Origin of the sequence: Thiorhodococcus fuscus (assembly GCF_042682685.1) — a bacterium.
Classification (GTDB): domain Bacteria; phylum Pseudomonadota; class Gammaproteobacteria; order Chromatiales; family Chromatiaceae; genus Imhoffiella; species Imhoffiella fuscus.
The window spans coordinates 19,720-45,286 of the sequence record NZ_JBHUHX010000040.1; the positions used below are offsets into that span (position 1 = coordinate 19,720).

Sequence of the window (25,567 nt, forward strand, 5' to 3'; positions counted from 1 at the left end):
GCGATATGCAATAACCCCTCATCCAAGGTGGATGAGTGGGGGAGGCTCTCTTCGATCAGAAGAAGCGTTCCTTCACCGTAATGATGTCACCCGGCAGGACGGGGGTGTTGTGCTGCACCGGGATGCCTTCCTTTGCGCCGCGCTGGATGAATATCTTGCTTTTGGCCGCGCGCGGGGTGAAGCCGCCAGCGATGGCGACGGCGTGCAGGACGGTCATGTCGGCGATATAGGGATAGCTCCCTGGGTTGGATACCTCGCCGATGATGAAGAAGGGGCGGTATTCGAGGATATCCACGCTGACCTTGGGATCGCTGATGAATCCGGCGGCGAGCTTGGTGCGGATGAGCTGTTCGGCTTCGGCCAGGGTCTTGCCGGCAACGGGTACGGGCTCAATGAGGGGGAGCGAGATCGTGCCGTTGGCGTTGACGTTGAATTCACCGGATAGATAGGACTCGCCGAATACGGTGACACGAACCTTGTCGCCCGCGCCGAGTCTGTAGGTGTCGCCGTTCGCCGCATGGGTGGGGGGCAGTTGGAGGGTGGCGATCATGAAGGTCGCCAGTATGAAAACGATGAACCGCATCTCTTAGTTACCGCTTGATTCGTCTGGTCGGATCGGTTGGCGTCGCTACGCTATTGTTTGCGGGGGTCAATAATTGACTCTCAACTGCAAAGACGCCATGTGTTTGTCGAATTCGTTGGATTCGATCGAGCTATCCCGTTCTTGATAACCGTAGGCCGCGCGCACGCTGATGAGGTTGGTGAAAAAGTAAGAGGCTCCGAGGCCGAGTCGATAGACGTCGTCCTCTCTTGAAGAGCCTGCGTAGTCCTGGTTTGAGTAGCCTAGACTGGTGTCGAGAATCACCGAGCGCGTCAGTTTATGCTGAACTTCGAACGAAATCGATGTGTCGATCTCGGCGGAGGCGCCGGATTGGGTCGTCTGATACGCGCGGCGGTCGAGAGTACCGATCACGGAGGTTAGGGCGGTTGGGTTCCATAGAACGCTGGCTCCGGCGATGATGGCATCGCCGCCCGAGACGTCTTCCAGTGATGCATCGACGTAGTCGCTTGGCGCGTACCCCAGATAGGCGTCGAAGACCCAGAGATCGCTGATGGTTTTGGAAAGGCCTACCGAGAGCTCGAATCCGGAATTGTCCCGATCTGGACCGCCGTACTTGGTTGAATCGTCGTAGGTGACTTCGTTCATTCGGGCCTTGAAGTAGGCCTCGCTGCCTTCCATCGGCTTGTAGCCAAGCCTGATTCCTCCATCTAGGATCTCTCGATCGCGAATGGAGTTATCCATCGTTCCGCCACCGATGATGTCAGTGTTGTCGTAACTGATGTCGTCGATTCTGCCGTCGATGCGCAGTGAGATGATGCCTAAGCTGCGCTCGAAACCTAGCGTGCCGCTTAGAAGATCGTAGGTGATGGGTTCGGCGGACGAGTAGATGTTGTCTGATGACGAACGGGACTCGTGGGCATGCTGATAGAGCGCTCCGACGATCAGGTTGGTATCGCGAACGATCTCGAAGCGGTCGCTGTTGCGAATGTAGTAATCCTGGTAATTCTCGTCGGTGTAATCGCCGTAGAAGCCGAAGTCGCCGCCGGCCTCGAACTTGATCTCGTGCACGGACCAATCCGACTCCAAGCGTGCCCGTGGCTTGAGAATGGTGATGAAGTCATCCTTCTCGTCGTTCGGGGTCGCGTAGATATTGGAGTCGTAGAGTTCGTCGAGTTCGATACCTGGATAGAACTGCCAGGCACCTAGCTGCACCATGCTGTTGCGATAGGTCTCGATCGGTCGCTCGGCGACGCTGCGGCTGTAGTCGACGGATGCCCTCTCCGCCGACTCGGCCCCCAATCCCTGCGCCCCGGCTGTCTGGCCGGCGGTCAGCACGGGGGTCATGGCTGCGCATACATAGATCCATTTGTTCATTTCGGACGCTCCAAGTGACAATTCCTGGCGGTTTGTCGTCTTCGAAATGGGCTCCTTGCGCACGACACCGTCCGACCCAGGTCCTAGTCACCGGTCTGTCTCCAAATGATTCTATAAGAGAGAGTTGTAGGCGGTGCGTGCGTCTAGAGGCGCTATGTTGATGGTTGGCTACCTCAGCCCGCCGGGCTGGCTGGGGTTCCGTCGCCGGTCACTACGGTGCCCGTGCCGCCGCCACCGCCGCCACCGCTCGGCCCCGAGAACGAGCCGGCAGTGATTCCCGTTCCGGTCGTTCCGGGGGGACCTCCGGCTCCCGTGCCGGGGCCACCCGCAGCGGTCGCGAATCCGCTGGCGTCGGCGATCGCGTTAGCGTCGTCGAGCTGGGCGGCGATCATGTTCGAAAGGTCGGGGTTCGCACCGAGGATCGCCTGATTGGCGGCGAGTGCCGTAAGCGCGCTTTCGATCGAGCCGAGGTTGGATAGGGTGATGCTCTTGGAAGCGGCCGACCGTTTGGCGAGCTGGGTTGCGCCCTCAAGTGCGGCGAGGGCATCGCCAGCGACCTTGGGGTTGGCCGCGATGACGTTATCGCGGCTGATGGCGTTGATCGCCATACCGATCATGCGGGTGCTGAGCTCCGGATCCGTTCCGGCAATGTTGAACGCCAGGCGAGCGATGGACAGCGCCAGGTCAGCCGCGACCGCTGGATTCGAGGTGGCCAGGCTGCTGAGGAGACCCTCAAGGCCAGAAATATCCTGGGCCGAGGGGGTATCGCCGAGCGCGGATGAGAGCAGCGAATCCAGGGATACCTGATCGCTGCTTGCGCTCACCACCGCAGATTGGGATGGCACGCTGGCGTGCGCGAGGACGGGAAGCGCTGCTGCCAGCGCAACGGACAAGGCGGTTGCTGTCACTCGGTTCAGCATTGGTCTCTGCCTCCATGAAATCAACTAATTGAAGAGCGGTTCAGCAAACACTGAAAGTCTACCGACTTCGTTCGGCCGAATAATACATGCTCAGTGCACGTCCGGCACGCAAATTATAGAGCCGACAGTGTGGCTTTCTGCGTCTCGCCCGGACTTTTGATGGACATCATTGATTCGGATCGTTTCTGTTTGCCTGCTTGCTTTATTTGGGGTGGGCTTTTTGCGATTTTCGGCGCATATATTTGTTTTGAAAGTATTATTTCACTGTTGCGCGAGGGGCGTGGTTTTGCGAATGGAGTGCGGTTCAGTCTCCGGAGGCCGAGTACGAACTGTCACATTGCAGTCCGCCCGCGTGCTGCCATGAATTCGCGCTGCGATTTGGTTTCGTGTATTGAATGTGTTCATGGTTCGGCCATCTTCGTCCGTACACGACGGTTATAGACCCCCAGCATCGGCTCGCTCGGATACACGAGCGGCAGCAGTTGCTTGCCCGTTCGAGTGATGACGCCGATCCAGTCGGGGTGGGCGCCGTAGAGGACGTGGTGGTTGGGGATGCCGCCGGCGTTGATCCAGCAGGTGTCCTGTTCGGAGATCGGGGTATGGCCGAGGATGACGGGCGCGCTTGGCTTGGCGCCGAGCCGTTTGCGTAGCCGGTCGAGGTCGTTTGGTCCGTACCCGCTGGGGGAATTGGAACGGCGCAGCCGGATATGCGTGAGCTGGTGGGCGAGCTTGGGGTGCTGGCGGATGTCGCGCAGCATCTCCCAGGTGATCTTTGAGGTGGGCGGTCCGGCGTGGCAGGCGAGGTATCCGGCGGAGGCGGCGACGTAGGGCAGCAGGTCGTAGAAGTCTTGCATGGCCTCCTTGTATTTGAGCCCGCGCCGGTCGTGGAGTGCCTGTTCCCATAGCAGTCCCTGGGGAATGCCGCCCTTGCTGATATCATCGGAGAAGCTGTCGTGGTTGCCCCTCAGATAGAAGACCCGCTCCGGAAAGCGCAGCTTGAGCCGGAAGATGAGGTCCATCATTAGCATCGAGCTGTCCATGTCGCCTTCCTCGCCCCGTATGTCCGGCTGAATCGCGTCGCCGAGCAGTATGATCAGTCCGCTGCCGTCCAGTAGCGCCTCCAGGAAGCCGTTCTGGGTCAGCACCACCAGCAGATTGTCGATACGGGCATGGAGGTCGCCGACGAAGATGGGGCGCGGCCGGTCGGGTAGGGCGAGCAGACCGCCGGGCCGGTCATGCGCGTCCATCACCCGGTAGGGCTCCTTGGCCATGAGCCTGTTCACCCGCTGGATCAGGTCGAGCGCCTCGGAACGCGAGGGCGGCTCGATGGGTCCGTCCAGGATCTCGCGCAGCTTGGCGAGCTTGCTCAGACGCCACGAGGCCATGCGTTCGACCTGATCCGGCACGATGATGGGGGCGACGCAGGCATCGGCGGTCGAGGACTTGTTCTTGAGCGCCAGTCCCTTTGGCGAGAGTTTGAGCCGCAGGTGCTGGTCCGCGACGACTTTGGGATAGCGCAGCAGGAGGCGTTGCAGCCGATCTTGGCGTCCGAGGAGTAGCGAGTCGCCCTGATTGAGACGCAGAAAGCCGCTGATATCGGAGAAATAGGTGGTCGGGTCGAAGAGCAGATAGTCGTCGCGGTGGACGAGTCGGCCGTCTTCCTCGAAGCGCAGCTCTGGATAGAGGTTGAGACGGTAGCCTTCCTCGTCGCCGAGTTGGATCTGCAGCGGCAGGGCGGGTGGTGGAATCCGTACCTTCTCCCCGGTGATCTTGAGCGCGCTGTCCAGGTCGACATCCTCGCAGGCATCCATGCCCTGAACCACGTCGCGAAAGCGTTTGAGGAAGCTCTTACGGGAGATGCGGTTCGGTTGTGCCATGGTCGTCGATCCGTAGCGGCGGATCCTCCGCCCGTTCTCGAAGGTGCACGATCATACCCCCTCGGTGGAAGTGAAGTGCGACCTGGGCATAGAGGCGGACCTGGGCCGCGATCTGTTCCGGGTCGATGATTCGATCGATGGGGTGTGTGCCGAGACGGGCGCGCTCGGTGCGGTCGGCGACGATGGCCTGCGGCGGCGGCAGCAGAAACTCGAAAACGAAGCGGTGGCGCCATTCGGTCGAGAAGAAATGCCGCTTGGGCGGCGGTAGCAGGATACGGTTCTCGTCGAGTCGAAGCGCGCGCCACTGTTCCAGCCAAGCGGCATCGAAGAGCGAGAGCGCCTGGCGCTGCCCGACGAACGGGAGCCCGAGGTGAAGCTCTCGCGGGCGCAGGGCGAGCGATCTGGCCCGCCACCAGCCGTTCAGCGTGAGATCGATGTAGCCTTCCTCGGGCCAGCCGCCGAGCTGTCCGATCAGGGTCGACTTACCCGATCCGGGCGGACCGGTCACCAGGATTTGGCCGAAATGCTCCTCGCTGGCCAACGCCACCCCACGGGTCCACCAGAGGTCCGCGATGGAGACCAGTGGCAAGTAGGGGTAGGAGTCGGTCAGCTCGGGCATCGAAGCAGCGTCCAGCCGCCAGCTTTCAGCCACCAGCGGCCGTGATGCGACCCTGTATTCTCGGTCTTATACGGCGGCAAGCTGGAACTTGGCCGCTGGCGGCTGGAAGCGTTCACCCAAAGATCGCCTTGAACAGATAGAAGAAGATCGCGGCCAGTATGGCCCCGGCGGGCAGGGTGATGATCCAGGACATGACGATGTTGCCGATGACGCGCATGTCGAGCGCGGCGATGCCGCGCGAGAGGCCGACGCCCATGACGGCGCCGACGGCGATGTGGGTGGTGGATACGGGCAGTCCGGTCTTGGAGGCGAGCACCACGACGGAGGCGGCGGCGAGCGTCGCGGAGAATCCGCGCGTTGGGGTCAGCTCGGTGATCTTGGTGCCGATGGTTTGCATCACCCGGTAGCCCATGGTCGCGAGTCCGATGACGATACCGATCCCGCCGAGGGTGAGGATCCACAGCGGCAGTCGTGAATGGCTGGCGACCTCGCCGCCATTCTGGATCGCGGAGACGACGGCGGCCATGGGGCCGATGCCGTTGGCGACATCGTTGGAGCCATGCGCGAAGGCCATGGCGCAGGCGGTGAAGATCATCATGGGGGTGAAGACCTTCTCGACGCTGGCGAAGTGGAAGTTGCGGTCGGCAGCCGGGTCCATCTGTACCCGGTCGATCAGGAATTTGCCGATGGCCGCCGTCAGCAACCCGATGGCGGTGGCGATGCCGACGCTCTCCAGGGTCGAGAAGTGCAGATCCAGGTGCTTCAGTCCCTTGAAGAGCGAGACCAGGCTGACGATCCAGCCGACCAGGAAGACGTAGACGGGCCCCCAGCGTTTGGCCTGCCGGAAGGGGTGCTCGGCGTTGAGGATGAGGTGGCGGATGCTGAGCATCAGAAGCAGGGCGACGACGCCTCCGAGTACGGGCGAGATCACCCAGCTTGCCACGATCTGTCCGATCGTGCCCCAGTGGACCGAGTCTATGCCGATCCCCGCGACCGCGAAGCCGACGATGGCGCCGACGATGGAGTGCGTGGTGGATACCGGCCAGCCGCGTGTGGAGGCGATCATGAGCCAGATGGCAGCAGCCAGGAGTGCGGCCAGCATGCCGTAGATGAGCAACTCTGGATGGCCGGCCAGGCTGTCGGCGTCGATGATGCCGCTGCGGATGGTGGAGGTGACGTTGCCGCCTGCGATGAAGGCGCCGGCGAATTCGAAAATGGCGGCGATGATAATCGCCTGGCGTATGCTGATGGCGCCCGAGCCGACGGAGGTCCCCATGGCGTTGGCGACGTCGTTGGCGCCGATGCCCCAGGTCATGTAGAGGCCGAACAGAATGGCGAGGATGAGGAAGACGGATCCCCATTCGTTGATGATGTCCACTGTATCTCCAGAAAACGGCTGATTCGGACGGAATGTGATGAAAATCGGGGGCGGCCGAGCGGTTTGGGCGCGCGGCCATGCATGTGAGCGTGTTGGAATGTCCCGCCATGGTCCGCTCGGACGGACCCGGCCTGGCGGGGGATATTTTGTCAAATAACGGTCACCGGATGGTCATCTTTTTTGCGGGAGGTGGGGCGTGAATCGAGTGGCGAGCCGTTTGCGCATCGGCGAGAAGATCGGAATCGGTTTCGGCGTGGTGCTGATCGTCTTTCTCGGCGTCGTCTGGCACGACCAAGTGGTGCTGCGTTCTTCGCTCGCGGACTACCGTTATCTGACCGAGGTGGTCGGCGCGCGCCAGACCCATGCCTTCGCCATCGAGAGCCGGCTCGCTCGCATGCGCGGCGCGGCCGACCGCTTTCTCATGACCCGCGATCCGCTTCTGCCCGATGCGGTGCGCGTCGAGGCAGACGGGATGACGGCGGCGATCGCCGCGCTGGCGCGGATCGATTCGGTCGAGCGGCGCACGGTCGATCTGCTCGGCGCGCTGACGCAGGAGTTCCGCAGCCGTTTCTCGGCCATCGAGACCGCCTGGCGACGCAAGGGGCTCGACGAGAATTCCGGTTTGCAGGGGGCCTTTCGCGCGAGCGCCCATGAGCTTGAGGAACGCGTCGCCCGCGCGCTTCCCGCGTTACAGACCCAGGTGTTGCAGCTACGTCGACGCGAGAAGGACTATCTGCTGCGCGGAGGCGAGGAGTATGTGCAGATGGTGGAGGGTATCCTCGCCGTGCTGGCCCTCTCGATCGACGCGTCGCCGCTGGAGTCCGGGGCGCGCGCGCACCTGTCGTCACTGGTTCGGGACTATGGCCGCGACTTCAGCGCCTTGGTCGAGCAGGATCGGCTGATCGGCGCGCTGACCGAGACGATGAACCGTGCCGCCGAGCGTATCACGCCTCTGGTCGAGGAGACGCTGGCCGAGGCCAATGCGCTGATGGAGCGCAGTTCGACCGAACTTGCGGCGACCTTGGTCGAACGTGCCCGTCTCGATCGCTCGATTGCGATCGCCGCGACCCTCTTCGGGGTGATCTTTGCGATGCTGCTCACCCACCGGATCGTGCGGCCCGTGCGCCTCATGGCCGAACTGCTCGATCGTCTGACCCACGAGAACCCGAGCGAGCGGGTTGCGATTCCGGCCGATCCGCGCGACGAGATCATGGCCATGGCGATCTCGGTGAACACCCTGGCGGATCACAAATCGACCTTCGATCGCTGGTGGCGCGACGCGATGCGTGAGGCACTCGCGCTGCGCGACGCCCAGATGGCGGGTTCGGAGATCGAGCGCGACAAGGCCACGCAGGAGTTGCGCCAGGCGCTCGCCGGCAAGGTCGAGACGTTGAGGGGGCTGCAGGGTCAGTTGTTGCGTGAATGCGAGCGCGTGCTGAAGGCGTCAGCCCGACTGGAGGGACGGCATGCCGGCCAAGACGAGGACGTCCAGGCGTTACGGCGTGCCGCCGAGACCGTGCGTGAATTGCTGGAGGTGCTGGATACGGCCTGATGTCGGTATTGGAGGATAGGGCAGAGGTGGCGGAGGGTTCCCGGATTGCGCTGTGCTTCATCCGGGCTACGCCTCACTTTTGATCGTTGGATGACGATGCGTTTGCGGGCTCGCGGGATTGGCCGAAGCGCTCCGGCTCGTGTCCTGTTGCGACATGATCGTGAGCCCAGGACAGGAAGCTGTCGGCTTGCAGCGGCGTGCTGATCAGATAGCCCTGAACCAGATCGCAGCCCTGTGCGCGCATGGTGTGCCATTGCTCCATGCGTTCGACGCCTTTGGCGACGGTCTGGGTTCCGAGCTGGCGCGACAGTGCGATGGCGGCGGCGGTGAGGTTGGCGCTGTTGCGGTCGGTGGCGATCTCGCTGATGAGACTCTGGTCGATCTTGAGCGTATCGACCGCGAAGCGGTGTAGATGGGCCAGCGAGGAGTCGCCGCTTCCGAAGTCGTCGATCGCGAGCCGCACGCCCAGCCGGTGCAGCCGGTCCAGGTCTAGGGTCTTCTTGTTCTGTTCGGCATGGAGCAGGGTCTGCTCGCTGATCTCGATCTCCAGCGCGTCTGGAGGCAGTTGCGTGGCCTGGAGGATCTCCTCCAGCGTGGTCAGCAAGTTGGGTTGCGCCAGCTGTCGGGCGGACAGGTTCACCGCCAGACGCAGGCCGGTTAAGCCGTCGGCGCGCCACTTGGTCAGCCGGTTGCAGGATTCGCCGAAGATCCATTCGGTCAGGCGGGTGATGAGCCCCATGTCCTCCAGGAGCGGGATGAAATCGCTCGGTTGGATGAGTTCCTGCGGATTGCGCCAGCGCAGCAGTGTCTCGACAGCGATCAGGTCGCCGTTGGCGGCATCCAGCTGCGGCTGGTAATGGAGTTCGAACTCGTGCTGCGTGATCGCTTCGCGCAGCATCTGTTCCAGGCTCAGCCGCTGCGCGATGGAGGTGCCCAGCTCCGGGCCGAAGAGGCGGTAGGCGTTCTTGCCCTCGCGCTTGGCCTGATACATGGCGTCGTCGGCGTTGCGCAGCAGGTCTTCGGGTGAGCGGGCGTCTTCGGGGTAGAGTGTGATGCCGATGCTGGCCGAGAGCGTCAGGTCGTGCTCCTGGACCCGATAGGGCAATTCCAGGGCGGCGAGCAGTTTGATGGCCAGCGCCTCGACGTCTTCGGGGTCCTTCACCCCTTCGGCGATGACGGTGAATTCGTCGCCGCCGAGGCGCGCGACCGTGTCGCTGGAGCGGACCGTTTCTCGCAAGCGGCGCGCGGCCAGCTTGAGCACCTCGTCGCCGAGTCCGTGCCCGAGCGAGTCGTTGACCGATTTGAATCCGTCCAGGTCCAGAAACAGGAGCCCCAGTCGCGTGCCGTTGCGGTCGGCCGCCTGGGTCGCGTGGCGCAGCCGGTCCTGGAAGAGATGACGGTTGGGCAACCCGGTGAGGGTGTCATAGTTGGCGAGATGCCGCATGCGACGCTGGCTGACCTTGAGTTCCTGGGTCATGGTGTTGAGCGCCAGCGCCAGATGGCCGACCTCGTCGTCCGAGCGCACCGGGAGCGCAATGTCGAGGTTGCCGAGGGCGATGCCCTCGGCGGCCGCGATCATTTCCGAGATGGGCTCGCTCGCCAAACGGGCCAGGCGCCAGATCAGCAGGCTGGTGACGAGCGCCACCAGCAGCGAGGCCAGCCCGACGCCCAGCATCAGTGAGCGCGCGTAGGAGGTCCAGAGCTTGGTGACCTCCTGGTCCAGCATGGTCAGGGAGGTCTGAAGTGCCACGCCCGAGATTCGGACCGCCGCGTAGCCCGCGATCTGGCCGCCATTGCCGATGGTGAAATAGAGTTCGCTGCCGTCGGGTCGCGATTGGAGGATGGGCTGTTGCGGCAAGAGCTCGCTGGGGATGGCGACGATCTGACCGTATCTCGGGTTGCGTTTGGATCCGTCGGTCAGGATGCGGCGCTCGCTGTCGGCGACGACGAAGGATTGAATCGGAAGCCAGCCCCGGATTTGCTCGATCTCGCGATTGATCCCGGAGATGTTCAGTGAGAACAACGGCGGAAAGAGACGCTCGCCGAGATACCCCGCGCTGTTGAGCAGGACGTTCTTCTCGTTCAGGGTCTGGGTTTCTTCAAAGGCGTTCTGGATGCGTGGTCGAAGGTCGCTCAGCATGCGGTAGGCCAGCCAGCCGGTCAGCGCGAGCATCACGACGAGCAGACCGGCGATCAGGAGCGTGAAGCTGAGTGCGAGACGACTTCGGATGGTGCGCAGCATGGCTCAGTCGTCGTGTGCCGCAAGTGTTTGGCGCCAGTGCTCGATTTGGGCGCGGTCGGTGTCTGTGAGCGGCTCGATGCGGGTGATATGGGACGCCTTGGCGAGCGCCGCTCGACCGGTCTCGGTGTCGGACATCTCGACCAGTATCCGGGTCGTCGCGTCCCTGGTTTCGGGCGGGATTCCATCGCGATAGGAGGCGATGTATCGCAGGATGGGCGGCGTGGTGTGGAAGATGCGCAGATCCTTGCGGATGGAGTCCGGCGTGCGTTTCCAGTCTCCGTCGTTGAATGCGCCGGCCTCGGCCTTGCCGCGCTGCACCCAGTAGGCTTGGTTGAGCTCGGACCCGGCGAAGGCATAGCTCGACGCCTGTTCCCGGATCGGGTCCGTTTGCGTCGGTATGAGTTCGACGCCAGCGGTCTCGAGCGTGATCAGGGGGATGAAGAAGGCCGAGGTCGAACGCTCGGACTCGAAAACGAGGTGTTTGCCGCGCAGGTCGGTCAGCTGTCGAATCGGGCTATCTTTGCGGGCGAAGAACAGGGTGCGGTATTGACGCTGGCCCTTGCGCCAGACCAGAAGTTCCGGATGGATGCGGTTGGTCTGGCGTTCTAGGGTCAGGGTCGAGATCAGGCTCTCCAGCAGGAGGTCGACTTCTCCGCGCTCGATTCGCTGGCGCATGTCGGAGAGGTGGGCGGCGATGCCCAGTTTTCCGACCGCGACCTTCTTGGCTTCCAGGCGCTCGGACAGATAACGATGGAACGGCTGATATTGCTCCAACGTCAGTTCCGGGTATTCCGGGCGCTCGCTGACCACCCCCATATGGAGTGCCTGCTCGGGCGGGGTCGCCCAGATGGGCGGGGGCGAGCAAAGACCGAGGCAGAGACCGACGCATGTCGCGACGAGGGTTCGATTCGCGCCTTTTCGGGCGGCTTTATGCATTGGCGTCACTGATGGGTGTCTGGCGAGGCGAGGTCTCGGCGGCATCAATCGTCCAAGCGGATAGCGTCGAATCTCGCTCGGCGATCGACATGGCTGGTATCGACAACTGAGGAGGTGTTCGAAGATGAGATCTTTTTGCTGCGCGCTGATGGTTTCCCTGCTTCCCTTGGCGTCTGCTGTTTCGGCGCAAGCGGAATGGTATGTCGGCTATACGTTCGTGTACAGTGAATCGGGAAATAGCTGTGCATTCATGCGTTTCCGCAGTGATTCCTACAGTCTGGAGGAGGCCGACACCGTCTATCGGCTGTTCGCCGACCGTCTCGCCGATCGGGTCGGGTCCGACGCGACCTTCGCCGACGTCCCTCCGTCCGAGGCGCTCGCCGAGGGCAAGACGGGCGAAGGGATGGCCGCCGAGTTCGTGTCCCGGGGCGTCGGGGCCTGCGAGGTCGGTGGCAATCCGGTCTCCGGTCTCATCTTCATCAGTAGCTTCGGTTGCGACTATCAGAACGAAGCCCAGATGTGCATTCGTTCCTATCTCGACGCGGGCGATCGCGATCTGACGGCGCAAGGCATCGGGAACGGTCCGGCCGGGCTAGGCGGCGACTTCGTGAATCGCCAGGTTTGGGATGCCTCGTCCGATCTGGTCTATGCCGGACAGTCCCAGACTCCCTATGCGCTGGACACGGCTCTGACCCATGCAGCAGCCACGATCTCGCTCGTCATGGATTAGGGCTCGGTTTCGAATGGGCGGCGAGTGGGGATCTGAGGCGGCGCGTCGCTTCAGGCCCCATTCAGGGCAGCTCGCGGACCGCATTCAATCGCTCGTAATAGCGGGCCTTCAGGACCTCGGGCAGATCGGATTCCTTCGCGCCCGGACAGCCCCCGGCGTCGCGCAGTTCGGCGAGAAAGTCGCGTTCGAGACGTTTTTGGGTGGCGCGGTAGCTACGCTCGGGGAAGAGATCGTCCTCGACCCCGAGCACGGTGATGCCGAGCTTGCCGACCATTTCCTTGTTGAGGTTGTCGGTCTGGCGGCCGGATTGGTCGCCACGGCAACGGGCGTTGTAGAGGTCGAGTTCGGCCGCCGCGGTGACGGCGGAGACCAGTAGTTCTTGGGTCTCCTCATTGAGGTTGGGTGCCGAGACGCTCGGGAGCGCCAAACCCGCGAGCAGGATCAGTGCGACCGGTCGCATGCGTCTCGGTGCCGTCGATTGGGAGTCGAAAAGGATCCTCATGTTGCTGTTCTCAACCTCGATCGTCGTATCGTCGCCGCGTTTGGTGACGTTCAATCCGCTCCAGCGTTTAAGTGTGTCGTCCATCCTTGGATCAGCTTCGGCCATAGACTGGGATGGCCGCGCCTGTGATGGCGCGCGATGCGTCCGATACCAGGAAGAGGATGACGTCGGCCAGGGCCTCCAGCGAGACCCAGCTGTCGTCATCCAGATCCGGCATGGCGGCGCGATTCTGTGGGGTGTCGAGTGTTCCGGGCAGGACGCAGTTCACCGTGATTCCATCCCGCTTGAGTTCGTCAGCGAGGCTTTCGGTGAGTGTGACGACGGCCGCCTTCGAGGCGCAGTAGGGGGCCATACCAGCGACGCCTCGGGTCGCGGCTCGCGCCGAGACGTTGACGATGCGTCCATTCCCCGACGCCAGTAGCGTTGGAATCAGTGCTCGCGTGGTATTGAACACCGTGCGCAGGTTCAGGTCCATCATGAAATCCCAGTCGGCATCGCTCGTGCTCTGGATGTGCGGTCCCATGGCGAATCCGCCCTGAGCGTTGATTAGCGCATGGATGGAGCCGAAGCGCTTTACGGCCCCCTGGACCATCTCGGCGATCTCGTTCGGGTTCAGCAGGTCGGCGACGAAGGTCGCCACCTCGGACTGCGCGGGCAGCCGCTGGCGGGTGGCGGCGAGCGTCGTCGGATCGCGCCCGACCAGGGCGAGCCGGGCTCCGCGCTCGGAGAGGGCGCGCGCGAGCACCTGTCCCAGGTTCCCTGTCGCGCCAGTGATGATGAGGGTCTTGCCGTGCAGGTCTGTCATGACGATGGCTTCCTCGGCGAATGGGTGTCGGTCGTGCGTGTCGCGATGGTCTCATTGCGGCCCCTTCCGATCATGCGCGCCTGTCCTCGGAACGTCGACCGCTTGCAGGGGACCCTGTTCATGCGGCTCGGCCTGCTTGTCTGTATGATTCGGGGTTCGAGCGATTGGTTCGAGGCCGTCGACCAGACGAGAGGCGAGACGGTGCGGCCGTCTCGGGGGTTCCGGCGTGCGCCGGATGTGTTGAATGCCATGGAGGATGGGGTGAGGACATGATCGAACTCCTGTTTCTGCTCCTCCCGGTGGCGGCGGCCTCGGGTTGGTGGATGGCGCGGCGCGAGCGCGGCGGCAAGCGCGACGGCGGTGTTCCGTCCCATCCCGATTTTCTGCGCGGACTCAATTATCTCCTTGAGGAGCAGCCGGACAAGGCGATCGACACCTTCATCAAGCTGGCCGAGGTCGACGGGGAAACGGTCGAGACCCATCTGGCGCTCGGCAGTCTGTTCCGGCGCCGAGGCGAGGTCGACCGGGCGATTCGCATCCACCAGAACCTGATCGCGCGCAAGCATCTCGGTCCCGATCTACGGGGATACGCCCTCTACGAGTTAGGGCAGGACTATATGCGCTCGGGACTGCTCGACCGCGCCGAGGGGCTCTTCGAGGAACTGGTCGAGATCGGCTTGCATCGTCTGAGCGCGCTCAACGCATTGCGCGAGATCTACCAGCAGGAGCGCGATTGGCTGCGCTGCCTGCGGGTCGCCGAACGGTTGCAATCGCTCACCGACCAACCGATGACCGCCGAGATGGCCCACTACCATTGCGAGCTGGCGGAGGATGCCCACCGCAAGCAGGATCTCGACGGCGCGCGGCGCTGTCTGATCGAGGCGCAACGGGTGGATCCCAACTGCATTCGTGCCGCCATGCTCGAGGGCATGATGGCCCTGGAAGAGGGCGATCCCGATCAGGCCGTGGTCATCTTCCTACGCGTCGCCAAGCGCGGCGCGGCCTATGTTCCCGAGATCCTGCCCTCCCTGATCGAGGCGGCGGAGCGTTCGCGGCGCTTCGACACGCGAGGGCTGCTGGAGGATCTGGCCAAGCGTCATCCGAGCCCGCCCTTGCTGTTGAGTCTCTGTGACGTGGTGCTGCGGGAGTCCGGCGCGGAGGCGGCCCTGGATCTTCTGACGCTCTATCTGTCGCGTTTTGCGGATCTGGCCGTCCTTGAGCGATTGCTGGATCTGGAGACCCGGCTGGATCTGTGCATCACGCCCGGGCGCCACCGAATGACCGTCGCGCTGGATGCGGTGCGTCAGTTACTGTCCGGTCAGCCCGCCTATCAGTGCGAACAGTGCGGCTTCCAGGCCCGTGCCCTGCATTGGCAGTGTCCAAGCTGCAAATGCTGGGGGCGGGTGGTGCCTTTGCAGCCGGAACCCATCGTCCGCGAGACGGATCGGACCGAGGCGAGCTCCGCCTGATTCGTCGTCCGTCCGCAGTAGTCAAGCCCCCATACCGAGTGAATCCATGTCCCCGACCCAATCCCCCCGCATCGTCGTCGCCCTCGATTACGCCGCTGAAGCCCCCGCACTGGAACTCGCCGATCGGCTCGATCCTGCCCGCTGCCGGCTCAAGGTCGGCAAGGAGCTCTTCACCCGTCTAGGGCCGGCCTTCGTCGAGACGCTCCAGCGGCGCGGGTTCGAGATATTCCTCGATCTCAAGTTCCACGACATCCCCAATACGGTGGCGGCGGCCTGCGCGGCGGCTGCGGATCTCGGAGTCTGGATGGTCAATGTCCACACCTCCGGCGGTCCGCGCATGATGGAGGCAGCGCGTGCGCGGTTGAGCCAGTCGTCTCGCCCGCCGCTGCTGATCGGCGTGACCGTGCTGACCAGCATGGACGCTTCGGATCTGGCGGCGCTCGGCTGTCCTGGGGATCCGCGTGAGCGGGTGCTGGCCCTCGCGCGGCTCGCGCGGGAGGCTGGGCTCGATGGTATCGTGTGTTCCCCGTTGGAGTCCGCGCCCGTGCGCGAGGCTCTCGGTTGCGACTTTCTGCTGGTGACGCCGGGCGTGAGACCCGCCGGTGCATCGGTTGGCGACCAAAAGCGCATCATGACTCCAGCCGAGGCGCTCGCCGCCGGATCGGACTATTTGGTGATCGGGCGACCCATCACCCAGGCGCCCGATCCGCTGGCTGCGCTGCTTGAGATCGAGCGCTCGCTGGCGCCTGATGCGATCATCTGACACGAACGAAAGGAGAAGTAGCGATGGCTAGAATCCGTAAGGCGGTGTTTCCGGTGGCTGGGCTTGGTACGCGCTTTCTGCCGGCGACCAAGGCCAGCCCGAAGGAGATGATGCCGATCGTCGACAAACCACTTATCCAATATGCCGCAGACGAGGCCGTCGAGGCCGGCGTGGATCAGCTGGTCTTCATTACCGGGCGCAGCAAGCGTTCGATCGAGGACCATTTCGACAAGGCCTACGAACTGGAGGCGGAACTGGAGCAGGCCGGTAAGGACAAGCTCCTGAATATCGTGCGTAACGTGCTGCCAACGAGTGCGTCCTGCATCTATGTGCGCCAGGCCGAGGCGCTGGGGCTCGGGCATGCCGTACTCTGCGCCAAGTCAGTGATCGGCAACGAGCCCTTCGCGGTGCTGTTGGCCGACGATCTCATCCGAGGTAACGGCAAGGGCGTCGTTCAGCAGCTGGCCGAGGTCTACGAGCGTCACCGCTGCAGCGTGCTGGCCGTTCAGGAGGTCCCGCACGAGGAGACGCACAAATACGGTATCGTCGAGGTCGAGCCCGGCCGCGATGGTCAGCTGCGCGTGATCTCGATCGTCGAGAAGCCGGCCCCGGCCGATGCCCCCTCCAACCTGGCGGTCGTCGGACGTTATCTGCTCACGCCGCGCATCTTCGACAAGCTGGAGAATACCCGCGAGGGTGCGGGCGGCGAGATCCAGCTGACCGATGCCATCTCCAATCTGCTCGAAGACGAGCACGTGATCGCCTATCCCTTCGAGGGCAAGCGCTACGACTGCGGCAGCAAGCTCGGCTATCTGGAGGCGACAGTCGAGTTCGGTCTGGCTCATCCAGATCTGGGTGAACGCTTTTCGGCCTATCTGCGCGACTTCACCCGATAAACGGCCCTTCTTGGGTTTCGCCGCGCTGCATCCAGGCTGACCCCTAGCCCGGATGGCGCGCGAGCCTAATCCGGGGATGCCGTCGAGGTAGACTCCTGGGTTTCGCTACGCGGCACCCAGGTACGAATAGACCTGCGTCACAACCTTGGCGAATATCCCCGTGTCGGCCCACCGACCTGCGGTCGGTTTCGCAATTGCTGTCGTGCCGATCCTGTATCCTTAGCTGTGTTCGATCGGCCGATTGTTCGGGTTGCCCGATTGGATCGCACGGGATGTTCGCTTCATCGCCCCGTTTCGCGTCCCTTCGATGGTCGTCGGTTTGTCGCCGGCGCTGGAGCCCTGCGCCAGGGAATGTGCTGGATCAGGGAATCTATATTCGAATTCGTTTTTACGAATGACCTAGGCGCATTCTTTAGGTGTCGAGGAGTTGGTGATGCACGAACAGTCCTCGGGTCCCCCGGTGCTGGATACCTCCGAGGTGCCTTCGGCAACGACCGACCTTTCGGGCGATCAGATCCGCGAGCGTGCCTTGGAGGCGTTGCGCTCGGGGCGGTTCAGCATCCCCGACGAGGTTTTGCACGATGCGGACGTCAAGGTCGTGGCGCTGGTCGAGAGTCTGCGCATCTATCAGGCCGAGCTGCAGATCCAGAACGAGGAGCTGCAGCAGAGTCACCGTAAGACCCAGTTCGCGCTCGATCGCTTTGCCTCCTTCTTCAGCAGTTTGCCGGTCGCAGAGCTGGTGATCGACCGTCGTGGATTGGTGCTGGAGACCAATCTGGCCGCAGAAGAGCTCTTCGGCCTCCGTCACACCCATCTGCATCAACACTACTTCACCCGTCTGATCGATGACTCGGATCGTGATTCGGTCGGCCAGGCCCTGGGGCGGCTTGAGCCCGATCGAACCCTGCGGCTTCCCGAGATCCGTTTCCGCCGCGCGCCCTCTGAGGTCTTCTACGCCGATGTGCATATTGCGCATCTGCCGTCTTTGAGCGGCGAGGCCGAGCAGTACGTGTGTGCCGTCGTCGATCGTAGCGAGGCGGTGAGCCAGCGGAGGTTGCTTCGGGATGCGAGCGAGCGGCTGCGTCGTCGCGAGGTCGATCTCCAATCCAAGGTCAAGAAGCTGACCCTGCTGTATGGCGTGCTGGAAGACACGCGGTGGGCCGATGTCTCGATCGATCTGGTGCTGCAGCGGGTGTTGGACAGGCTGCCGGACGTGGTGCGTCATCCGGAGTTGGCCGAGGTTCGAATCCAGCTGGCCGATACGATCCTGTCGACGCCGGGTTTCGCGCGAACGGATTGGATGCTGGAGCGGTCTGTCGAGCTCGCCGGTGGGCAGGAGGGGCGGCTGACGGTAGCCTACCGGGCGCCGCCCGGCTTCGAAGACGACGCCTTTTCGCAAGGGGAGGCCGATTTGCTGGAGGCCGTCGCCTCGCACATCGCGGTCTATTTCGAGCGCCACCAGGAGGGGCTCTGGCTGCTCGAGACGCGCGAGCGCTATCGGGTGCTCGCCGAATACAGTCCGGACTGGGAATATTGGATGAACCCGGACGGTACCTGCCAGTACGTCTCTCCGGCCTGTCTCGGTATCACGGGCTACCGCTCCGAGGAGTTCGTTGGCGATCCCCGTCTTCTGGGGCGACTCATCCATCCCGAGGATCTGGATATCTGGCGCGATCATGTCCGCCATGCGCTTGCCTCGTTCGAGCCGGACGACGATCCCTTGATCGTTCGGCTTCGCGCGCGCGACGGGACCGAGCGCTGGATCGAGCACGTTTGCAATCCCGTGCTCACCGAAGATGGACGCTATCTGGGGCGTCGCGGGGTCTATCGCGACATCACCGAGCGCAAACGGATCGAGGGCGAGCTGCATAAGGTCTCCCAGGCGGTCGCGCAGAGCCCGGAGAGCATCGTCATCACGGATGTCCACGGGCTGATCGAATACGTCAACGATGCCTTCGTCGCGGTCAGCGGTTATTCGCGCGACGAGGCTATTGGCTGCAATCCGCGCATACTCAACTCTGGACTGACGCCTTCCGCGACCTTCGTTTCCCTCTGGTCGACGCTCGATAAAGGGCAGGTCTGGCAGGGCGAATTCATCAATCGGCGTAAAAACGGCGAGGTCTATAACGAAGCGTCCGTCATTTCTCCGATTCGTCAGGCGGATGGGCGTGTCACCCACTATGTTGCGGTCAAGGAAGACGTCACCGAAAAAAAACGTCTTGCCGAGGAGCTGGATCGTCACCGCGATCATCTGGAAGAACTGGTGGAGCAGCGCACACTTGAGCTGCGCCATAAGACGCGTGCGCTTCAGGCGCTGATCGACAATCTGCCGCTGATGGCCTGGCTCAAGGATGCCGAGGGGCGATTCGTTGCCGTCAACCGATCGTTCGCCAACATTCACGGGCTCGACCCGGAGGACGTCATCGGCAAGGTGAGCGCCGATCTGTGGCCGCCGGAGTTTGCCAGGAAGAGCCGTTCCGAGGACGACCAGGTGATGTCGACCAGATGTCAGATGACGGTCGAGTTGAGGCTGCCTGAACGCCCGGACGTGCTGTTCGAGACCTTCAAGGCACCGGTCCTCGACGAGGATGGGGGCGTGCTGGGGATGGTTGGCTGCGCGCGCGACATCAAGCCGCAGCGCGACATGAAGATAGAGCTCGAGCGCCGGGCGTATGAGGCCGAAAGCGCGGCGCGTGCCAAGAGCGCCTTCCTCGCGAACATGAGCCACGAGATCCGCACTCCCATGAATGCCATCCTGGGGCTGACGCATCTGCTGAGGCGCGATCTGGCCAATGCCACCAATATCGCGCGATTGGAAAAGATCGACACCGCCGCGCGCCATCTGCTCACCATCATCAACGACATCCTCGACCTCTCCAAGATCGAAGCCGGAAAGCTCAAGCTGAATCAAGGCGATTTCGCCCTGAGCGCGCTCCTCGATCAGGTCCGCTCGCTCGTCATCGAGAGTGCGGAGGCCAAGGGACTGCATGTCTCGATCGAGACCGATCAGCCATCGCTGTGGCTGCGCGGGGACGTGACGCGTTTGCTTCAGGCGCTGCTCAACTATGCGAGTAACGCGGTCAAGTTTACCGAGCGCGGGGGGATCGTCCTGCGCGCACGCGTGCTCGACGAGGATGCAGAATGCATGCATATGCGCTTCGAGGTCGAGGATACCGGCGTCGGTATCCCGAGTGACAAGGTCTCGCGGTTGTTCCATGCCTTCGAACAGGCCGACAGCTCGACCACGCGGCGATACGGCGGCACCGGACTGGGGCTGGCCATCACTCATGAATTGGCGCATCTGATGGACGGCGAGGCGGGGGTCGAGACAGGGGAGGGCACGGGAAGCGTGTTCTGGTTCACGGCGCGTCTGAGGCGCGGCGAGCGAGGCGTTTCCGTCGGACATGGTCGCTGGGCAGCCGCCGAGGCCGACCTGAGATCCATCCACTCCGGAGCCAGACTCTTGCTGGCCGAGGACAATTCCATCAATTGCGAAGTGCTGCTGGAGTTGCTGCGTTCGGTGGGGTTCGTCGTCGAGACGGCCGCGAACGGACAGCAGGCGCTCGAAATGGCCGCCGAGGGAGACTATGCGCTCGCGCTGATGGACGTGCAGATGCCGGTGATGGACGGGCTACAGGCCACGCGCGCCATTCGCGGCCTGCCAGGCTGGTCGGAGCGGCCCATCCTGGCCGTGACCGCCAACGCCTTCGACGATGATCGCCATGCCTGTCTCGACGCAGGGATGAACGACTTCGTCGCCAAGCCCGTGGATCCTCAGGATTTGTTCGAGGCGCTGCTCAAATGGCTTCCTGCTCCCGGAGAGGGCGGAACGGGCTGTGCTCGTCCGTCGAGTCGGGATGTCGAGACGGCCGCATATCCACAGGCCCAATCGGACGCGCTCTTTCGCTTCCTCGAAGAACTGCCTGGACTGGACCTCGCCCAAGGGCTCGCCAGCCTGGCCGGGAGTCGTGCCAAGTATCTGCTGCTGTTGCGTCGATTTCTGCTCTCCCATCGTGAGGATTCCCAGCGCATGATCTCCGCGCTCGAGGCCGGCGATCTCCAAGCTGTCCGCCGCCTGGCGCATGCGCTCAAAGGCGTTTCCGGCACTTTGGGGCTGAGGTCCATGGCCGAATCGGCCGCGCGTCTGGATGTCTTGTTGCGTAGCGGGACGCCGCCGGACCCGGCTCGCGTCGGCGACCTGATTCGAATGATTGCCGATACCTTCGAGCCCTATCTGACCTTCCTGGCCATGAGCGAGCCCGGGCCTCAGGCGGCCGAATCCGCGTCCGAGCACGAGGCGGTGGATTGGGAGCGTCTGGATGCGGTGCAGGATCAGCTTGCAACCATGCTCGCGCAATACGACACGCGTTCCATTGATGTGATGCGATCCGAGGCCGTGCTGCTGAAGGCCGCTCTGGGGGAGGATTTTTCCGGATTAGAGGAATCGATCTCCAATTTCGAGTTTGGTACCGCCAGCGAGCTGCTGGAGCGCGTTCGCCGACGTCCGCACTCATAGAGCCGATTCCCCCGCTGCGACCGGCATTCCCGGATCGCGTAGCGAAACCCAGGGGCGCTCAGTGCCGTGTACGGGGTTGGAGCGCGTCCCTTCAACGCTCGTCGAATCCGGCCAGTCGATAGAGGCGAGCAGCCTCTTCAGGGTCCTTTTCGACCCCATGTCCCTCCTCGTACATCATCGCCAGCGTGGTGATGGATCCGATCAGCCCTTGCTCCCCGGCGCGCTTGAACCATTCCACCGCCTTGGCCGGATTGCGCTCGGTGCACTCACCCTGCATATACATGAAGGCCAGTCCATGCTGCGCCAGCCCCATTCCGGCCTCGGCCGCGCTCTTCATGTAACTGTATGCGAGCAGTGGGTTCGGCAGCATGCCCAGTCCGTTCTGCGCCATGATGGCCATGCGGTAGCGCGCCTCCATATCGCCCTGATCGGCCAGAGGCGACAGCAGCCCCACGGCACGCGAGAACTGCTTGGATTCGAAGGCGGCGATGCCGCTCGCCAGCTCCATGTCGCGATCGTCTTGGTTTTGGTCCATGCGTCTGTCCTCTTTCTAATTTCTAATCGAGCCTGTGAATCGGAAGGGGCTTGAGATGATCGGAGGGCCGCTCGCGGGGCGCCGACGGTGTCGCGTCAGTCTAATGCTCCGTCCCAGAGTGGGCGCAGAAAGTCGAGCCAGGCGTCGAGGAGGCGAGGATTGGCCGCAGCTACGGCACGGCGTGATTCAAGCCCCAGTGTTTGCGAGGGTTGCGCGCCCCAGGTGCTGTAGTGCCGTGCGGCGGCGCCAGCCTCTTCGGCGATCAGGCGCCCGGCCGCATAATCCCAGAGACGTTGTCCGCCGTGCAGATAGAGCTGAACGCGTCCCTGGGCCAGCCAGCACCATTCCAGCGCGACGGCGCCCAGGTTGCGTTGGGACCCGAATCCCCCTGGACGAAAGAGCGCCGGCAGCGTCTCCGGTGGAAGCCGTTTCATGTCGATCATCGCCAGACAGTCCCCGAGCTGTGCGCTACGTGCCTGGGTGCGGATGGGCTCGCCATCGAGAAAGGCCCCGACGCCGCGTGCGGCGGTGAAGCATTCGTCGCGCACGGGATCCAGCACGGCACCCAGCGTGACCCGTCCGTCTTCGACCAGTGCCAGCGAGATGGCGAAGCCCGGAAACCCGCTGACGAAGTTGCTGGTGCCATCCACGGGATCCAGCACCCAGACACCGCGTCCGTTGTCGGCGAGAATGCGCTGCTGTTCGGCCTGGCTCATCTCCTCGCCGAGCAGGGGGATTCCGGGGAAATCCCGGGCCAGCGTCTCGGTCAGTCGCTCCTGAACCGCGAGATCGGATGCGGTCACCAGGCTGCCGTCGGACTTGTGATGGGATTCGGTGTGTTGAAGACGCGGCAGGATTTCGGTGGCGGCCGTGTCTCGGAGCAGAGCGGAGAGATGGGAGAGTGTCGGCGTCATGGTGTCTGGCTCATTCGGTCTTTCGGGCGGATCGGTTTGACCTGACCGGAGCGGGTTGCTCTAATCGTGCGAGCTGACGCTAGTCCAACCCTGCCATTTACATTCAGGTCGCTTCAGTTCCTATCAAGATCCTAAAGGAGCAGGTTCCTCGCGATGTCTTTGCAACCAGTGATTCTTTCGGGCGGCTCCGGGACGCGGCTGTGGCCGCTTTCCCGCGAGGCCTATCCCAAGCAGTTTCTTCCCCTGACCAGCGAGCACACCATGCTCCAGGAAACGCTGCTTCGGCTCGATGGCCTGGACGCGGAGCATCCGCGCCATGCCGTGGGGCAGGCCGCACCGCTGGTGATCTGCAACGACGCGCATCGTTTTCTCGTCGCCGAGCAGTTGCGCGTCATCGGGGTGGAGCCCGCCTGCATCGTCCTGGAGCCCAAGGGGCGCAACACAGCGCCAGCCCTGACATTGGCCGCCTTGGCGGCGACCCAGGATGGCGAGGATCCGATCCTGCTGGTGATGCCGGCCGACCACACCATCCGCAACGAACCCGGATTCCGGGCTGCGGTCGCCGATGCCTATCTGCTGGCCCGCGAGGGGGCCGTGGTCACCTTCGGCATCGTGCCGAGCAAGCCCGAGACCGGCTATGGCTATATCCGCCAGGGCCGAGTCTATCAGGCCGAAGGGCTCGCCGGGCGGGCCTATGTGCTCGATGGCTTCGTCGAGAAGCCGGATGCCGAGACCGCGCAGGGCTATCTGGCCAGCGGCGACTATCTGTGGAACAGCGGCATCTTCGTGCTCAAGGCGTCGCTCTGGCTCGGCCTGGTCGAGCGCTTTTGCCCCGACATCGCCCAGGCGGTGGGCAAGGCCTTCGTGGCCGCCACCGAGGACGGCGATTTCCTGCGGCTCGATGCCGATCTGTTCGGCGCTTCGCCGAGCGATTCGATCGACTATGCGGTCATGGAGCGACTCAGTGGTCCGTCTGCCGACGCAGACGCAGATGATCTGCCGCCGGCGGTGGTGATTCCGCTCGATGTCGGCTGGTCGGACGTGGGTGCCTGGTCGGCGCTGTGGGAGGTGCGCGAGCAGGATGACGCCGGCAACGTCCTCGATGGCGACGCCTTCGTCCACAACGCCCGCAACAACCTGCTGATGGCCAATCACCGCATGGTGGCCGCAGTCGGCGTCGACGACCTCATCCTGGTCGAGACCCCGGATGCCGTGTTGGTGGCGAGCAAGGAGAGCGCCCAGGACGTCAAGGCCGTGATCCAGTTCCTGCAGCGCCAAGGGCGTCACGAATATCTGCATCATCAGCGCGTCCATCGCCCCTGGGGTTCCTACGAGTCGATCGGTCAGGGATCGCGCTATCAGGTCAAGCGCCTGACGGTCTCGCCGGGCGAGACGCTCTCGCTACAGATGCATCACCATCGCGCCGAGCATTGGATCGTGGTCTCGGGTACCGCCCGGGTCACCTGCGATGACAGCACCTTCCTGCTGACCGAGAACCAGTCGACCTATATCCCCGTGGGTGCAACGCATCGGCTGGAGAATCCGGGCAGCATTCCGCTGGAGCTGGTCGAGGTCCAATCGGGCAGCTATCTCGGCGAGGACGACATCGTCCGCTTCGAGGACCGCTACAATCGCGGCACTCAGGACGGATCCTGACGGCGGGGCTGGTCGACCTTCTCGACAGGGTTGGCCAGCTCTGGCGCCTGTTGGCGCAAGTCTGTAACATCACCCGATTTTCTCCGAGCGGACTCTCCTCATGGGATTCAAATGCGGCATCGTCGGCCTGCCCAACGTTGGCAAGTCGACCCTCTTCAATGCCCTCACCAAGGCCACCATTGCGGCCGAGAACTACCCCTTCTGCACCATCGATCCCAACGTCGGGGTGGTGCCGCTTCCCGATCCTCGGCTCGATGTGATCGCCGCCATCACCAAGCCGGAGCGTGTGCTTCCGACCTCCATGCAGTTCGTCGACATCGCCGGGCTGGTCGCGGGCGCCTCCAAGGGCGAGGGGCTCGGCAACAAATTCCTGGCCAATATCCGCGAGACCGACGCCATCGCTCACGTGGTGCGCTGCTTCGAGGACGATGATGTCATCCATGTCGCGGGTCGGGTCGACCCTTTGAGCGACATCGAGGTCATCAACACCGAGCTGGCCCTGGCCGATATGGAATCGGTCGAGAAGGCGCTCGACCGCGCCCAGCGCGCGGCCAAGACCGGCGACAAGAAGATCCTCTTCCGCAAGGAGCTGCTGGAGCGGGCGCGCGATCACCTGGACGCCGGCCAGCCGGTCCGTTCCATGGGGCTCGACGACGACGAGACGAACGAGCTGCGCGATCTCTTCCTGATGACCGCCAAGCCGACCATGTACATCGCCAACGTGGCCGAGGACGGCTTTGCGGACAATCCGCTGCTGGACAAGGTCCAGGCGCTGGCGGACGCCGAGGGCGCCATCGTGGTCTCGGTCTGTGCTGCGATCGAGGCCGAGATCGTCGCCCTCGACGAGTCGGAGCGCGACGAATTCCTGACCGAACTGGGGCTCGACGAGCCCGGTCTGAACCGAGTAGTGCGCGGCGGCTACAGCCTGCTGGGGCTGGATACCTATTTCACCGCCGGCCCCAAAGAGGTCCGTGCCTGGACCATTCCGCGCAACGCCAAGGCACCCAAGGCCGCGAGTGTCATCCATACCGATTTCGAGCGCGGCTTCATTCGCGCCGAGGTCATCGCCTACGAGGACTTCGTCGCCTTCAAGGGCGAGCAGGGTGCCAAGGAGGCCGGCAAGCTGCGCTCGGAAGGCAAGGAGTACGTGGTCAAGGATGGCGACATCATCCACTTCCGCTTCAACGTCTAGCGATCGGCTGCCAGCCTCCAGCCTCCAGCTGGTTGAGTCACGAAGCTTTGGCTTCGTGACTGCTCGCTAATTCAGCGCTTAATCCATAATGCGCTGTCGATGCACTGGCCAGTGCATCGTTAGACGCGC

General features: G+C 63.4%; 20 protein-coding genes. 8 read left to right on the forward strand and 12 right to left on the reverse strand.

What is annotated here, in order from left to right:
- Positions 1–55 precede the first annotated feature (55 nt).
- The 6 genes from ACFSJC_RS14230 to ACFSJC_RS14255 form a co-directional block, all read right to left on the reverse strand.
- Complete coding sequence (locus tag ACFSJC_RS14230; RefSeq protein WP_386027653.1) at positions 56–583, reverse strand: polysaccharide biosynthesis/export family protein; 528 nt, start codon at positions 581–583, stop codon at positions 56–58.
- Between the two features lie 66 nt (positions 584–649).
- Entirely contained in the window at positions 650–1,936 is a 1,287-nt protein-coding gene (locus ACFSJC_RS14235) for an outer membrane beta-barrel protein (RefSeq protein ID WP_386027654.1), read from the reverse strand.
- 173 nt (positions 1,937–2,109) lie between these two features.
- Positions 2,110–2,856 carry a hypothetical protein gene (locus ACFSJC_RS14240; RefSeq protein WP_386027656.1) on the reverse strand — a complete coding sequence of 249 codons (747 nt, stop codon included), beginning with the start codon at positions 2,854–2,856 and terminating at the stop codon, positions 2,110–2,112.
- Positions 2,857–3,257: 401 nt separating this feature from the next.
- Positions 3,258–4,733: a metallophosphoesterase gene (locus ACFSJC_RS14245; RefSeq protein ID WP_386027657.1), complete on the reverse strand. Its 1,476-nt coding sequence runs from the start codon at positions 4,731–4,733 to the stop codon at positions 3,258–3,260.
- Positions 4,705–5,352 (reverse strand): ATP-binding cassette domain-containing protein, encoded by a 648-nt coding sequence (locus tag ACFSJC_RS14250; protein WP_386027658.1) that lies wholly within the window; start codon positions 5,350–5,352, stop codon positions 4,705–4,707. The genes ACFSJC_RS14245 and ACFSJC_RS14250 overlap by 29 nt, the downstream gene beginning before the upstream one ends.
- A 112-nt stretch (positions 5,353–5,464) precedes the next feature.
- Positions 5,465–6,730: an inorganic phosphate transporter gene (locus ACFSJC_RS14255; protein WP_386027659.1), complete on the reverse strand. Its 1,266-nt coding sequence runs from the start codon at positions 6,728–6,730 to the stop codon at positions 5,465–5,467.
- Positions 6,731–6,926: 196 nt separating this feature from the next.
- Here ACFSJC_RS14255 and ACFSJC_RS14260 point away from each other — a divergent pair, with 196 nt between their 5' ends.
- A complete protein-coding gene (locus ACFSJC_RS14260) occupies positions 6,927–8,282 on the forward strand; it encodes a hypothetical protein (protein ID WP_386027661.1) in 1,356 nt (451 codons plus the stop codon).
- A gap of 73 nt (positions 8,283–8,355) precedes the next feature.
- On the opposite strand, the gene ACFSJC_RS14265 is transcribed toward ACFSJC_RS14260, so the two are convergent.
- Together ACFSJC_RS14265 and ACFSJC_RS14270 are read right to left on the reverse strand one after the other, a co-directional pair.
- The gene (locus tag ACFSJC_RS14265; protein ID WP_386027663.1) at positions 8,356–10,524 is read right to left on the reverse strand and encodes an EAL domain-containing protein; all 2,169 of its coding nucleotides are present in this window, start codon (positions 10,522–10,524) and stop codon (positions 8,356–8,358) included.
- Positions 10,525–10,527: 3 nt separating this feature from the next.
- A complete protein-coding gene (locus ACFSJC_RS14270) occupies positions 10,528–11,340 on the reverse strand; it encodes a phosphate/phosphite/phosphonate ABC transporter substrate-binding protein (protein WP_386027664.1) in 813 nt (270 codons plus the stop codon).
- Between the two features lie 370 nt (positions 11,341–11,710).
- Here ACFSJC_RS14270 and ACFSJC_RS14275 point away from each other — a divergent pair, with 370 nt between their 5' ends.
- On the forward strand, positions 11,711–12,190 hold the full coding sequence (locus ACFSJC_RS14275; protein WP_386027665.1) for a hypothetical protein: 480 nt from the start codon (positions 11,711–11,713) through the stop codon (positions 12,188–12,190).
- A gap of 61 nt (positions 12,191–12,251) precedes the next feature.
- On the opposite strand, the gene ACFSJC_RS14280 is transcribed toward ACFSJC_RS14275, so the two are convergent.
- Positions 12,252–12,776, reverse strand: a complete 525-nt coding sequence (locus ACFSJC_RS14280) for a hypothetical protein (protein WP_386027666.1) — start codon at positions 12,774–12,776, stop codon at positions 12,252–12,254.
- A 7-nt stretch (positions 12,777–12,783) separates the two neighbouring features.
- The gene (locus tag ACFSJC_RS14285) at positions 12,784–13,497 is read right to left on the reverse strand and encodes an SDR family oxidoreductase (RefSeq protein ID WP_386027667.1); all 714 of its coding nucleotides are present in this window, start codon (positions 13,495–13,497) and stop codon (positions 12,784–12,786) included.
- A gap of 269 nt (positions 13,498–13,766) precedes the next feature.
- On the opposite strand from ACFSJC_RS14285, the gene lapB reads away from it, so the two are divergent.
- The 4 genes from lapB (at position 13,767) to ACFSJC_RS14305 (ending at position 21,141) form a co-directional block, all read left to right on the forward strand.
- A complete protein-coding gene (lapB, locus tag ACFSJC_RS14290; protein ID WP_386027668.1) occupies positions 13,767–14,966 on the forward strand; it encodes a lipopolysaccharide assembly protein LapB in 1,200 nt (399 codons plus the stop codon).
- Between the two features lie 46 nt (positions 14,967–15,012).
- Positions 15,013–15,729 (forward strand): orotidine-5'-phosphate decarboxylase, encoded by a 717-nt coding sequence (pyrF, locus tag ACFSJC_RS14295; RefSeq protein ID WP_386027670.1) that lies wholly within the window; start codon positions 15,013–15,015, stop codon positions 15,727–15,729.
- Between the two features lie 23 nt (positions 15,730–15,752).
- Entirely contained in the window at positions 15,753–16,625 is an 873-nt protein-coding gene (galU, locus tag ACFSJC_RS14300) for a UTP--glucose-1-phosphate uridylyltransferase GalU (RefSeq protein ID WP_386027672.1), read from the forward strand.
- Between the two features lie 433 nt (positions 16,626–17,058).
- Positions 17,059–21,141 carry a PAS domain S-box protein gene (locus ACFSJC_RS14305; protein ID WP_386027673.1) on the forward strand — a complete coding sequence of 1,361 codons (4,083 nt, stop codon included), beginning with the start codon at positions 17,059–17,061 and terminating at the stop codon, positions 21,139–21,141.
- 91 nt (positions 21,142–21,232) lie between these two features.
- Here the strand turns inward: ACFSJC_RS14305 and ACFSJC_RS14310 are convergent, their stop codons facing one another.
- Both ACFSJC_RS14310 and ACFSJC_RS14315 read right to left on the reverse strand, forming a co-directional pair.
- A complete protein-coding gene (locus ACFSJC_RS14310; RefSeq protein WP_386027674.1) occupies positions 21,233–21,676 on the reverse strand; it encodes a tetratricopeptide repeat protein in 444 nt (147 codons plus the stop codon).
- A 95-nt stretch (positions 21,677–21,771) separates the two neighbouring features.
- Positions 21,772–22,590 (reverse strand): inositol monophosphatase family protein, encoded by an 819-nt coding sequence (locus ACFSJC_RS14315; protein WP_386027675.1) that lies wholly within the window; start codon positions 22,588–22,590, stop codon positions 21,772–21,774.
- A 153-nt stretch (positions 22,591–22,743) separates the two neighbouring features.
- Here ACFSJC_RS14315 and ACFSJC_RS14320 point away from each other — a divergent pair, with 153 nt between their 5' ends.
- Both ACFSJC_RS14320 and ychF read left to right on the forward strand, forming a co-directional pair.
- Entirely contained in the window at positions 22,744–24,246 is a 1,503-nt protein-coding gene (locus ACFSJC_RS14320) for a mannose-1-phosphate guanylyltransferase/mannose-6-phosphate isomerase (RefSeq protein WP_386027676.1), read from the forward strand.
- A 100-nt stretch (positions 24,247–24,346) separates the two neighbouring features.
- Complete coding sequence (gene ychF / locus ACFSJC_RS14325; RefSeq protein WP_386027678.1) at positions 24,347–25,438, forward strand: redox-regulated ATPase YchF; 1,092 nt, start codon at positions 24,347–24,349, stop codon at positions 25,436–25,438.
- The last annotated feature ends 129 nt before the right edge of the window (positions 25,439–25,567 follow it).